Annotated in this window: 12 protein-coding genes and 1 pseudogene; 6 read left to right on the top strand and 7 right to left on the bottom strand. The window is 66.2% G+C overall.

The features are described from left to right. Window positions 1-17 precede the first annotated feature (17 nt). From GFS60_RS31085 to GFS60_RS31105, 5 genes and pseudogenes are all read left to right on the top strand, one after another. Window positions 18-1,160: pseudogene (locus tag GFS60_RS31085) on the top strand (Mu transposase domain-containing protein); the annotation flags it as partial. Next, entirely contained in the window at window positions 1,157-1,972 is an 816-nt protein-coding gene (istB, locus tag GFS60_RS31090) for an IS21-like element helper ATPase IstB (protein WP_159927999.1), read from the top strand. The pseudogene GFS60_RS31085 and the gene istB, both read left to right, overlap by 4 nt. A 265-nt stretch (window positions 1,973-2,237) precedes the next feature. Then, a complete protein-coding gene (locus tag GFS60_RS31095; protein WP_159928001.1) occupies window positions 2,238-2,705 on the top strand; it encodes a hypothetical protein in 468 nt (155 codons plus the stop codon). Window positions 2,706-2,729: 24 nt separating this feature from the next. Then, window positions 2,730-2,987, top strand: coding sequence for a hypothetical protein (locus GFS60_RS31100; protein WP_159928003.1), 258 nt, complete (start codon window positions 2,730-2,732; stop codon window positions 2,985-2,987). A gap of 704 nt (window positions 2,988-3,691) precedes the next feature. Next, on the top strand, window positions 3,692-4,573 hold the full coding sequence (locus tag GFS60_RS31105; protein ID WP_159928005.1) for a universal stress protein: 882 nt from the start codon (window positions 3,692-3,694) through the stop codon (window positions 4,571-4,573). A gap of 238 nt (window positions 4,574-4,811) precedes the next feature. Here the strand turns inward: GFS60_RS31105 and GFS60_RS31110 are convergent, their stop codons facing one another. From GFS60_RS31110 to GFS60_RS31140, 7 genes are all read right to left on the bottom strand, one after another. Beyond that, on the bottom strand, window positions 4,812-5,864 hold the full coding sequence (locus GFS60_RS31110; protein ID WP_159928007.1) for an NAD(P)-dependent alcohol dehydrogenase: 1,053 nt from the start codon (window positions 5,862-5,864) through the stop codon (window positions 4,812-4,814). A gap of 40 nt (window positions 5,865-5,904) precedes the next feature. After that, the gene (locus GFS60_RS31115; RefSeq protein WP_159928009.1) at window positions 5,905-7,305 is read right to left on the bottom strand and encodes a WS/DGAT/MGAT family O-acyltransferase; all 1,401 of its coding nucleotides are present in this window, start codon (window positions 7,303-7,305) and stop codon (window positions 5,905-5,907) included. 81 nt (window positions 7,306-7,386) lie between these two features. Then, window positions 7,387-8,298, bottom strand: a complete 912-nt coding sequence (locus tag GFS60_RS31120; RefSeq protein ID WP_159928010.1) for a 3-oxoacyl-ACP synthase — start codon at window positions 8,296-8,298, stop codon at window positions 7,387-7,389. After that, window positions 8,282-9,385 carry a 3-oxoacyl-ACP synthase III family protein gene (locus tag GFS60_RS31125; RefSeq protein ID WP_159928011.1) on the bottom strand — a complete coding sequence of 368 codons (1,104 nt, stop codon included), beginning with the start codon at window positions 9,383-9,385 and terminating at the stop codon, window positions 8,282-8,284. The genes GFS60_RS31120 and GFS60_RS31125 overlap by 17 nt, the downstream gene beginning before the upstream one ends. Before the next feature lie 151 nt (window positions 9,386-9,536). Next, window positions 9,537-10,922 (bottom strand): wax ester/triacylglycerol synthase domain-containing protein, encoded by a 1,386-nt coding sequence (locus GFS60_RS31130; protein ID WP_159929047.1) that lies wholly within the window; start codon window positions 10,920-10,922, stop codon window positions 9,537-9,539. Between the two features lie 73 nt (window positions 10,923-10,995). Next, window positions 10,996-11,130 carry a hypothetical protein gene (locus GFS60_RS39995; RefSeq protein WP_257792470.1) on the bottom strand — a complete coding sequence of 45 codons (135 nt, stop codon included), beginning with the start codon at window positions 11,128-11,130 and terminating at the stop codon, window positions 10,996-10,998. Between the two features lie 36 nt (window positions 11,131-11,166). After that, the gene (locus GFS60_RS31140) at window positions 11,167-11,421 is read right to left on the bottom strand and encodes an SHOCT domain-containing protein (RefSeq protein ID WP_109328373.1); all 255 of its coding nucleotides are present in this window, start codon (window positions 11,419-11,421) and stop codon (window positions 11,167-11,169) included. 244 nt (window positions 11,422-11,665) lie between these two features. Between GFS60_RS31140 and GFS60_RS31145 the strand changes: the two genes are divergently transcribed. Further along, window positions 11,666-12,565: a universal stress protein gene (locus GFS60_RS31145; RefSeq protein WP_159928013.1), complete on the top strand. Its 900-nt coding sequence runs from the start codon at window positions 11,666-11,668 to the stop codon at window positions 12,563-12,565. Window positions 12,566-12,640 lie beyond the last annotated feature (75 nt).

Consider the following 12,640-nt stretch of genomic DNA (forward strand, 5'->3'; position numbering starts at 1 on the left):
TCGAGTTAGTGCAGAGAAGGGTATTCGCCTCACAGGGGCAGGAGGCCTTCGTCGAGGGCCATGTGATCGCCTTCGCCACGATCGGCGGTGTCCCGACCGGCAAGATCCGGTACGACAATCTGCGGTCTGCGGTGCGTCGGGTATTGTTCGGGCGCAACCGGTCCGAGTCGGATCGGTGGATTCTGTTCCGGTCGCACTACGGCTTCGATTCCTTCTACTGCCTGACTGGTCTCGAGGGCGCCCACGAGAAGGGCGGTGTGGAGGGCGAGGTGGGGCGCTTCCGCCGTAACCACCTGGTCCCGGTGCCGAAGGTCGACACCCTGGACGAGCTCAACGCCCGCCTCGCCGCGGCGGATCGGGCGGACGACGGCCGGCGGATCGAGACCCGGATCCGGACCGTCGGCGAGGACTTCGCCACCGAACAGCCCTTGCTGCGGCCGCTGCCGGCCGAGGAGTTCGAGCCCGGCCTGTGGTTGACGCCGCGGGTGGACCGGTATTCGCGGGTCACGGTGCGCCAGTGCCACTATTCGGTGCCGATCTACCTGATCGGACGGCAGGTGCGGGTCTCGCTGCGGGCCAGTCAGGTGGTGATCTTCGACGGCCGGCGGGAGGTCGCCCGCCATCACCGCCTCGCCCGCAAGGGCGCGCAGGCCTTGGTGCTCGATCACTACCTCGAGGTCCTCGCCCGTAAACCTGGCGCCCTACCTGGGTCGACCGCGCTGTCCCAGGCGCGGGCGGCGGGGACGTTCACCGCCGACCACGAGGCGTTCTGGGCGCTGGCACGATCGGTGCACGGGGACGCCGACGGCACCCGCGCACTGGTCGAAGTGCTGCTGCTGCACCGGAACATGGCACACGCGGATGTGGCCGCCGGGCTCCGCTCCGCGGTCGCTGTCGGTGCCGCCTGCGCGGACGTGGTGGCCGTCGAGGCCCGCAAGGCCGCCGCCGACCGTCCCGACGACGCGGTCATCCCAGTTGCGGCGGCACCGTCGAAGGTGGTGTCGATGACCGCACGCAGGTTGGCCGATCCGGAGGCGGTGATCGCTGGCCTGCCACCGGATTCGCGTCCGCTTCCCACCGTCGCCCCCTACGACGAGTTGCTGCGGCGGCGGCCGCCACCATCGGACGCCGTCTCTGCACGTGAAGGAGCATCATCATGACCGGGTCGACCCCCACCTCACCGGCCGCCGCACGGCGCCGGCGCGGACTCACCCCCGAGGCCGCCGCCACCGCGATCGAGCAGGCCTGCCGTGATCTGCGGCTACCGACGGTGCGCACCCGGTTCGAGGACATGCTCACCGTCGCCCACAAGGAGCAACTGACCTACGAGGGCTTCCTCGCCGACCTGCTGCTGGCCGAATGCGACGACCGCGCCCGCCGCCGCAGCATCCGCCGGGTCAAGGCCGCCGGATTCCCACGCCAGAAATGGTTGGCGGACTTCGACTTCGATGCCAACCCGAACGTCAACCCGGCCACCATCAACAGTCTCGCCAGCTGCGTCTGGGTCCGCAAGGGTGAACCGTTGTGTCTGATCGGGGATTCCGGCACCGGCAAATCACATCTGCTGATCGGTTTGGGCACTGCCGCCGCTGAGGCCGGTTTCCGGGTCCGCTACACCCTGGCGACGAAGCTGGTCAACGAACTCGTCGAGGCCGCCGACGAGAAACTGCTCGCCAAGACCATCGCCCGCTACGGGCGGGTGGATCTGCTCTGCATTGACGAGCTCGGCTACATGGAACTCGACAAACGCGGTGCCGAGTTGTTGTTCCAGGTATTGACCGAACGTGAGGAGAAGAACTCCGTGGCGATTGCGTCCAACCAGTCATTTTCGGGTTGGACCCGGACGTTCACCGATCCGAGACTCTGCGCGGCCATCGTCGACCGACTCACCTTCGGCGGCGCGATCATCGAAACCGGCACCGACAGCTACCGGCTCGCTCAAACCAGGGCAGCAGCCCAAACCGCGAGCTGATCGGAGGCCATGCCGGACGGGACGGACAACACCGTCGACGTCGCGGCGTCCAGCCCGGACATTCGACCAACCCAGAACGCCCAGTTCACCGCATCAGGGTGGGGCCACTTCGAGCCGTCACACCCTCACGGGTAAGGGTCGGCTGGGGCCAACTCGAGCCGACAAGGTGGGGCCAGATCGAGTTGACAGAGCCATCCCCGCCGACGCGCGTCCGAAGCTGGCTGAAGCGACGGAACTCACCGCAGCGGCGCGACGCTACGACTCGATGTATCACACCGAATTACATTGGTGGGCGGGTCATTCGATTCCAGCGGGAGGAATCCCACCGGCTGCGCTGGCCACCGCCGAGGAGCGGGCACGCGTCGGCATCGGCCGCAACTTCCCCTCCGGAACCGACACACACGGAACCGACTCGACGCAGATCGATCAGTCGACCGTGGTGGTGCTGAGCACCGGAACCGACACTCGGATGGACTGGTTGCGCTGCGGTGAAGCCCTTTCCGCCGTACTACTCGACGCAACGGTAAACAAAGTTGCCACCTGCCCGCTCACCCACGTGACCGAGGTCCCGCAGAGCCGGGCGATGATCGGAGATCTTCTCCCCGAGCCCTGCTTCGCCCAGGTCTTGGTTCGCCTGGGCACGGTCGGGAATCTTGCTCCGCGGCAGAATCCCCGGCGTGGGGTGGATACCGTGCTGTCGGTGAACAGGTCTCGGCGAGAAGACGGTAGCTGACGGTCACGTGAGAGAGGAAATACCGTGCACACTCTCGATCTCGATGCTCACGATCTGCGGTACTTCTGGCTGGTCGCCGCTGCACTCACCGGTGGTGCCGCACTGTTCGCAACCTCCGCACTCAATGTGCTCGGTTGCGCGTCGGTGATCGTCTTCTGCGGATTGGCCGCGAGTCACAGCGCCCGGTACCGCAGTTGGGGTCTCACACTGATCTCGATCGGTGTCGGCCTGATGGTCCCGGGGTGGCCGGCTCTTGTTCTGCAAGGCGCCAATTCCCTCTGACCACGCAGTTACCGTCCTTATGGTCCCGTTTCGCGGCGCTACGGTCGCCAGGTTCGGTATGTCGCCTTGCCCGTGTCTTTCCGAATAATCGTGGGGTGGCGGCCTTGTGGCATTGACGGACCGCTCAGATTGCAGGCGACTCCGGCAGCAGTGAGTGCGGCCGCGCCTACGAGAGCGTCACGCCGTGCTCGTCAAACGACGGCGAACGCGCCCAGCGTGGCCGTCACAGCGACCGCACGCACCCCACATGGGTGCACGCCTCGCGACCGACATTCTCGCCGCGCTGGACGCGCGGAGGGTGAGGGTGCCCGGTAGCAATGCCACGCAGATCGTCCTATGGAGCCTTGCCCTCTCCGGGTTCCAGTCCCCGTGTGCTGCCCCCCGGGCGACCGACTATCCACGGCTACTTCGACCGCAAACGCACCGAGAGGAAAAGGGTCGTGGTCGCCGCCTTGATCCGTCTGGACCCACGCCGATGCGGCGTCCTCTACGCCATGCTCGTGGACAAGGCCCGCTATCACACCCTCCGTAACCGCTGCCTTGGGCGAACCCTAGCGACTCCACCGGTTGCGACTTGCGCCCGAATCGGCGGGAGGCTTCAGCTGCGGAGGTGATGACCTTCTCCTCTACGGAGGTCGGTCACGGATAACGACGATAGATGTCGAGACAGAAACTTATCGCAGAGCAGTCCGGAGGAGTACACCATGACCGGCCACCGCCCGATCGTTGTAGGAACAGACGGCTCACCCTCATCGCTGCAGGCGGTGTCCTGGGCCGCCAAGGAAGCCGCGCTCCGTAAGCTGCCTCTGTCGCTGATCACGACGACGTTCGTTCCCGGCGCCTATGGCGTCCCGATCGGAATGCCCGCCAGCTTCTTCGAAGACGAGCAACGCGACGGTCGGGAAAGATTGGTGCGCGCAGAACAGATCGCCCGGGCCGCGGTGCCTGGGCACAACATCGAGATCGTCGCCACGCTGTGCACCGGAACTCCGGCCGGTGAGCTGATCGGGCGCTCGGCGACGGCGTCGATGGTTGTGGTCGGCGCGAACAGGCAGGGAATCGTCGAACGCGCCTTCCTGGGCTCGGTCAGTGCCGCGGTTGCCGCGCACGCTCATTGCACCGCTGCAATCATCCGGGGAGCAGCTGATCGTGATATCAACGACCTTTCCGGGCCCGTCGTCGTCGGCGTCGACGGCTCACGGCACAGTGAATCCGCCATCTCGATGGCCTACGAAGAGGCCGCCCTGCGGCAGGCGGAGCTCGTGGCTGTGCACGCGTGGTCCGATATCACTTTGATAATTGCCCCCGACGGCGGCAGCGACGCCGAGTGGAGACGGGCCGCGGAAAACGAGACCGCTGTGTTGTCCGAAAATCTAGCCGGTCGCGCGGAGGAATACCCGGATGTGAAGGTGCGCACCGTCGTCGTCCGGGATCGTCCCGCAAGGAACCTGAGGGAACAGGCCGACAACGCACAACTCCTCGTGGTGGGGAGCCGGGGGCGAGGCGGATTCACCAATATGTTGCTGGGATCGACCAGCAGGGCGTTGATGCACTCAGTCGCCTGCCCGCTGTTCATCGTTCGCTAGCGCTCCTCGATGACGACGATGCTGCCGGGCAGGGCGGGGCAACTCCAGCGGGTGAGGCCAACGCTGAGATTCTCGCGCAAATCGCATGCACTCGGTACGGGCGCCGCGCCTGTTGGCGCTGCTCGTACCGAGTGCGCTTAGCGGCGGACCCGCGGAAGCAGCCCTTCGCGGTGGCGAGGGAGCTCCGCGTCTGCCGCGGCGCCTATTCTTGTGGTTCTCAACTCATCTCGGTTTGATTTCACGGTGTGGACGACGGCGTGATGACGGCGCGGCCACGCAACGTTCCCACGGCCAGCCGCCGATACGCCTCCACACCGTCCTCGAGCGCGAAGCGTTCCACGGCGATGTCGAACACACCCTGGTGGGCCATGTCGACCAGCTCGATCAGCTCGTTCCGTGCACCCCAGTACGGGACGGCGACGTTGACTTCGTACGCGCCGCGGAAGAAACCTACCTGGGCGGCTGCCTGGCCATCACCCAGTCCGACGATCGCGACGTCGGAACCGACCCCCGCGACCGCCATCGACAGATCGAGGGTCGGTTGCATCCCCACGAGATCGAGCACCAGCGCCGCACCGGCGGGTCCGGTGATCGTGCGGACATTCGCAGCGGCGTTCGAGTCGGACAGCACCGCCTCGTGGGCGCCGATCGCCCGGGCGAACTCGAGTTTGTCTTCGCTGACGTCGAGAGCGACGACGCGGGCCGGAGACAGGTGCCGCAACAGCTGAATGGCGACGTGGCCGAGTCCCCCGGTGCCGATCACCACCGCGGTCGAGCCGGGACGGAGTTTGCCCAGCGACCGTTTAATCGCGTGGTAGGGCGTCAGCCCGGCATCGGTCAGCGGGACCGTCGTCACCGGGTCGAGGTCCCCGATCGGCACGACGTGGCGGGGCGAATCGACCACCATGTATTCGGCGATCGCCCCGGGCGCGCCGAGCCCGGGCGGCAGGATGTTCAGGTCCGCGGCCCGCGAGCAGTAGTTCTCCATGCCCTGGGAGCAGTGCCAGCACTGTCCGCAACCCCACGGCCCGTAGACGAGCACATTTGTGCCGACTTCGAGTCCTTCCACACCGGCGCCGACGGCGGCGACGCGTCCAGCGCCCTCGTGACCGAGTGTCAGTGGCAGCCCGAAGGTGTATTGCTCCTCGGGCAGCCCCATGATGAACGCATCGGAGTGGCAGACCCCGGCCGCGGTGATCTCGAGGAGGATCTCGCCGGGGCCGGGTTCGGGTGTGGGGATCTCGACCAGTTCGGGTTCTGCGCCGATTCGTCGGTACTGAATCGCCTTCATGCTCTCTCCCTCATGATGCTGACGCTGTTTCCTCTGACGGCTAATTCACTTCGGACAGGCGGGCCGCCGCCAGGAGCGATGCCACGCCGTGTTCGATTCCGTGGGCCAAGTCGGCCAGGTCGGGGTTGGTGTCGTAGTCACCCGTGACACCGAAGGTGAGGTGGTCGCTATAGCTCAAGACAGCGATGCCGATGCGTAACCGCAGTGCGATCGGCACGTAGGGGAAAATTTCGAGGATCTCCCGGCCGAGGATGTGGCGCGTCTGACGGGGCCCGGGAATGTTCGTGGCGACGGCCACGACGCTGTGCTGTGGGAACCACATGGCCAGGCGTATCGCCCATGCCAACGGCATGAACGGCCCGTACTGTGCCAGCGCTGTGAACGCTTTTCCGCCTTCCGCCTCGTTGCCGGCTTTGTGCGCGGCGAGGCGCCGGTGCACCGCAGTGAGCTGCTCGACATGGTCCTCGATGTCGACGGGGAGAAACGGCAGCATGAGAGAAACCTCGTTGTGCACCGGGCCCCCACCCGGGAGGTCGGTCCGCACGGACACGGGGACGAGGGTGCGGACGGTACGGGCTTCCGGGATCTCGCCTCGTCGCAGGAGGAGCGTGCGCAGTCCGCTGGTGATCGCGGCAAGAGCGACATCGTTCACCGTGACTCCGTAGGCGGAACAGATTTCGCGGACATCCCCCATGCGGGTGCGGGCGGCACAGTATCGCCGCTGACGTCCGATGGGCCCGATCAACGACGTGCCGGACGTTGACGTCACCATCTCGGCGAAGAGGCGAGCGAAACCGAGGGTGGCGCCGACAGTGGCCGCCACGAACCGCTGCGGTGCGGTCAGTACCGTTGTGAACATTCGAAATTGACGCACCGGCGAGAGAACTCCGGTGATCGTGTCGATGATGCCGGCGGGGGTCTGCTTCCGGGAGACGATTACCGGTGTGGTCCGTGTGATGGCCGGCGGGTCCTCGTCGCACATCGCTTCGAACAGCCTGGTGCCGGCGATGCCGTCCGCCATACAGTGATGCATCTTGGCGAGCACGGCCCAACGCTCCCCGGTGAGTCCTTCCACCACCCAGCATTCCCACAACGGATGATCGCGGTCGAGGCGATGCCCCATTACCCGGGCCACGAACCCGAACAGCGTCTCCTCGTCCCCGGTCTGTGGGAGCGCCACCCGGCGCACGTGGTGGCCGAGGTCGAACACCGGGTCCTCCACCCAGGACGGTTTCCCGAGATCCAGCGGCACCATATGGAGTTTGTCTCTTGCGTGCGGTAGATCGACCAGCCGCGCCACTACCGACTCACGGAACTGATCCGGAGTCGGTGCCGGGCCTGCGAGAATCGCCAACGCGCCGATCGTCAGGCTCGCGTGGTCATCGGAATCCTCGGTCTCGAGGAACCCCGCGTCCAGAAAACTCAGTGTGTCATCATCCATCATTCCCGCCTCACCACGTCAGACGTGCATATCGACCACTGTGCCGCAGACAATCCGGGCACGGCAGAGTCGAACTGTGTGCTACTGACCATCTGGAACCTGGCCGAAGGCGTGTGAGCCGTTCGCGGGTGGCTCGACGTACACGGCAGCGCCGGCCGTCACGCCCGCACCGGCGGCGATGATGAGCGTACGAGTGCCGGCACGGCGGCGACCCGCATCGAGTCCGGCCACCAGCGCGGCGGTATGGATGTGTTCGTCGCCGGCGACCAGCACCTGGAAATCGAACAGGCCGAGGTGGCGTACCAGGGCCGAGCGGAATCCCGGGCGGGGCGGAGCGAGCACCACGGCAGCGATATCGGCGAGGGTGAGGCCGGCCCGGGTGAGGGCTTCGGTGGCGGCTGCCGCGGCCGCGGCGGCATAGCGTTCGTCCATCGAGGCCGACTCCCGAAACCGCAGCACGTTTCGGGCGTCGATCTGCCCGACGGTGGCGGAGAACGCGTCGGAGCCGTCGAAGTCGTTCACCCAGTGCACGCGGCCGAGACCGTAATCCTCGTCGGTCCAACTACACAACACCGCGCCCCCGGCCGCAGAGAACGTGAAGTTCTCGCTCATCCGGTGGCCGGGGTCGGCGTCACTGGCGACGACGAGGGCGCAGTCGATCGTCCCGGAGCGTAAGAATCCGTCGACGATCTGCAACCCGGTCAGCACACCACACGTTCCGTTCGCGATATCGAACGAAAACGTGCCGTGCTCGCCGACGTGCGGGTCCTCCGGATGTGCGCCGATGTCCTCCTGGATCATCGCGGCGAGGGCGGGTTCCCCGAGATTGCGGTCCCGATACAGCCCGGCGTTGACCAGAAGGTCGACCTCGTCCGGGCTCCGTTCGGCATTCTCGAGACAGGTCTTCGCCGCGGCCACGGCGAGGCGCAGTGCGCTGTGCCGGTTTCGCCACCCACCCGAGGTGACGTCAACCCGATCAATGATCGTGCCCATAACCAGCCACCAATTCCTCATCCAGTTCCAATAGAACGACCCCGATCTCGAGACCGGAAGCCAGCGAGATCAACGCCACGGTCTCCCCCGGCTGAATATGTCCGGTCTCGAGTTCCTCGACCAACGCCACGGTGTGCGTCGTCGACGCCGTGTTCCCGTACCGGTCGACGGTGATCACCGCGTCGTGCCGGGGAACATCGCCGAACGATGACTCGAGTTCGGCCATGCCTTTTCGGATGGCCCGGGCGGAAGTTTGATGGGTGATCACGTGATCGATGGCGTGCATGGACATCCCGAGCGTGTCCAGGACCTCGTGCAACAGCAGCGGTGTGTCCGCGATGGCGGCTTTCTGGATGCCACGGGAATTGGTGAACATGCGCGCGCCGGGTTCGTTGCCCTTCGGGTAGGCCAGGCATAACCGGCTGTAATCGGCGACGGTGGTGAAGCCGGCGAACCGAATCCCCGCCGATCCGGCCGGAGCCCGCTCGAGGACCAGTGCGGCACCCGCATCGCCCAGCGTCAACGACGCCAATTCTTTGCTCATGATGTTGTGGATGTGCCGCGCCGCGTTCTGCCCGAGCTGCGAGATGTATTCACCACTGACGATCAGCGCGCGTTCGATGATGCCCTGCCGAATCCAATTGTCGGCCACCGTGACTCCGGTCAGCATTCCGGCGCACGCATTGGACACGTCGAAGGTCATCGCCCGATCCGCACCGATCGCCCGGGCGACCGCACTGCTCATCGTCGGCTCGAGCCACTGGGTGAGTCCACCGCGGAACTTGGTGATGCTGCAACTGATGACGGCGTCGAGGGAACCCGCATCCCGACCCGAACGCCTCACAGCGTCCTCCGCGGCGGCCGCTGCGAGGGTATAGGAATCCTCGTCTCCCACCGAGACCCGCCGCTCGCGAATTCCCGTCAATCGCTCGAGGTCGATGTGAGTGGTGTGACGGGTCGTTGCCATCAGATCCTCGGTCGTGAGCCGTGTGACCGGGAGGTGCCTGCCTGCACCCGCCACCCGCGTGCGGTAAGGGGTCCGGGCATCCTCTCCCCCAGCTTCCATCAGGAGCCAATGCTTGATCATGGTTGCCACCTCCGTACCCACCACGATCGTCCCCTCACGCGGCCGCGGACCAGGGCACTTCGGCCCTTACTCCCCCTAGATCGTCACCGAGCTCGGCAGCGGCACCCGATGTTGCGTCTCGAGTAACGACGAGAGGGCTTGTCGACTTCTGTCACGGCACCGAGACGATTGCGGTGTCGGGTGCGGGCGAGCACAGGGCCAGGACGGCGCGGAAACCGTCCGCCAGGGAGTCGGTCAGCGTCTCGAGGTCGGGGACGGCGCCGAGGTCGGTGTTGATGCCCACGCAGCAGTGCGACGTGTAGGACATGAGGGTGACGTTGAACGCCGACCCGAGGGTGGGGCTGAAGGCGTAATACCGGATGATCTGCGAGCCGGCCACGAAGAGCGGAACCGGTGAGCCCACCACGTTCGACGCCACCAAGTCGACATGCTCGAGCATGTCGCCCAGAAGCGAAGCGGGGAGCAGATTCAATGCTCCGGCAATGTGTGACGACAACGCAATCGCCGGTTCTTTGCGCCAACTCTCCACAACGGCGTGAACCTCCCGTATCAGCTGGGCGGGGTCGTCGATGTTCGTCGGCAGGGCGAACCGCGCCAGAGTGATGCGGTTACCACCGAGCGGGTCGGTGTCGGTGCGCAAGCTGATTGGCAATGTCACTCTCAGTGCCGCAATGTCGGCGCCGTGAAGCCGGTGATACTTCGCCATACCCAGCAGGATGGCGGCGAGGAAGCCGTCGTTGAGTGATCCGCCGGCGGACTCGGCGGCCCGGCCGAGCGGTTCGAGCGGGGCCTCGAGGACGGCGAACCTGCGGCGCGTGGTGCGCGTCCGCATCACCGGGGACAGCGTGGTGCGAACAGGACGGGTCAAACGCATCGTCGAAGCCACGACATCAACCGACCGGCGAAACGAGTCGGCCGGACGTCGGATCAGCCCCTCGCCTGCACGCACCATCCCTATCGACAGCCCTCGTACGGTGCGCCCCGTCATATCCCGGTACCAGGCAAGAGAATCGATCGGCCCGGGCCTTCGCCCGTCGTGCGGTGCCACCACCTCGGCGTCGTCTGCTCGCACGGTTCCTTCCCGGGTGAAGTCCACGATCTCCCGGGCGATCTGCATGCCGCCGACGCCGTCGGTGAGGCAATGATGAACCTTCATCACGAGGGCGGCGCGGTGATGGTCGAGCCCGCCCAGCACCGTGAACTCCCAGAGGGGACGCTCCTTGTCGAAGGCGGCCATACCGGTGGTGCGCGCAAAGTCCAGCACGGCGTTCCAATCGCCCGGTTCCGGAAGGGTGCAACGTCTTACGTGCCAGGCGAGGTCGAAGTCGGGGTCCTCGACCCAGCGGGGCGGGGCAACGCCCACCGAAGCGGTGATCACCTTGCGCCGAAAGATCGGAACCCGCTTCGTTCCCCGCTCCATCATGTCGACGAACCGCGGCCAGTCGGGAACCCGGTCGAGGACGGCGACCGCAACAATGGTCGAGCGCAGGATCGGATCTGCCTCCATCCGCCACGACATGTAGTCCGTCTGCGTCATATACCTGTTCGTTGCGCTCACCGTGATCACCTTGCAGTCCAGTACTGAAAAGGCTGTCGCTTCGTTCCGGCCGTTACATCGGCATCATGTGCATCGGCATGTGCGGCAGTATGCCGGCACCATGCAGCCACATCATGAACTCGTGCGGCAGTAGGCCGGCGCCATGCAGCCACATCATGAGCTCGTGAGCCATCTGCAGTGCATCCATGTCGATCACCTCCTCACCGACGTCGTCATCACTCGGTCAGGACGCTGTCTCGGCGCGCAACGTCGCCAGACGTGTCCGGTACTCCGCCTCGTCGATCTCACCTCGCGCGAACCGTTCCGCCAGAACCTTTTCCGCGGCATCGCGGGCAGACGGCACATTGTGGGGGGTCTGCATTCCGTGGCCCAGATAGCGGATCATCGCGACGATGCCCACGATCAGCAACCCCCAGAAGAGGGCCATCCCGACGAACATCAACGCGTATCCCCAACCGCTTGGATCGTTGTGGTACATCGCGCTCAGTCCTCCAGGCTTCTCGGTGCCGGCGCATCAACTCGGGTCGGTACAGCACGGCTCGTACCTCGAGTGTCCCCCGCCAGGCGGTCATCACCACAGGGTCTTTCGCCTCTCGTGACCACCGGCTCCTGGGGGACCCGGAGAACCATGGGTGCCGACGAAGTGCCCTTCGGCCCTACCTGTACCTGACGATGATCCCGGATTCTGGACAGGAGAGCCGCTCACATCGACAGGAGCCATCATGCGAGTAGACCTTCCCATCGTCGTCGGAGTCGACGGCTCCGCCCATGCACTCGACGCCGTACGTTGGGCGGCACACGAGGCCGTGGTCCGCGGCGCCCCGTTGCTGCTGGCTTCCTCCCTGGTGGTGCGGCGCGGAACCTACGGTGACGCCATCAACCTCTCGGCGGGTGCCTTCACGGATCTCGAGTACGCCGGGAAGCAGCGCCTGGAGAGGGCGGCGGAACTGGCAGCCAAGGCGGTCGGTGACGCACCGCTGACGGTGCGCACCGCGCTTCGGGAGGGCAGCCCCGCGACTGTCCTTCTGGAGTTGGCGAAATCGGCCCGCATGCTCGTCGTGGGATCCCGCGGGCTCGGCGGTGTCGCCGGGGGCCTCCTCGGCTCGGTGAGCATAGCGGTCGCCGCCCACTCGCCGTGCCCGGTGGTCGTGGTTCGCGGCATGCCCGACCCGGTCGACGCCGTCCTCGACGGCCCGGTAGTGGTCGGGGTCGACGGTTCGGCGCGCAGCACACCGGCGATCAGCGCGGCGTTCGACGAAGCCGCTCTCCGCGACTGCGACCTGGTCGCGGTGCACGCGTGGAGTGATGTCGACTTGTCGACCGTCTTCACCACCGACGACGCGGACCATCACGATCTGAGCTGGCCCGCGATCGCCGTCGCGGAAGAGGCCGTACTCGCCGAAAGCTTGGCCGGCTGGCACCAGTCCTACCCGGGCGTCACTGCCCGCAGGGTCGTCGTCCGGGATCGGCCGATCGACCACCTCGTCGAACTGTCCGAGCAGGCGCAACTCGTCGTCACCGGCAGCCGCGGACGCGGCGGCTTCACCTCCCTACTCCTCGGGTCCACCAGCCGGGCCGTACTCCATGCCGCCCGATGCCCGGTGATGATCGTCCGCAAGTAACCCGCAGTTCGCCCCGCATCGCGACCGCAGGGACGGCCTAAGACCTCAGCGACGGGTTTTCCTCACGTAAGAGTG

This window comes from Rhodococcus sp. WAY2, assembly GCF_009859915.1.
Classification (GTDB): Bacteria; Actinomycetota; Actinomycetes; order Mycobacteriales; family Mycobacteriaceae; genus Rhodococcus_F; species Rhodococcus_F oxybenzonivorans.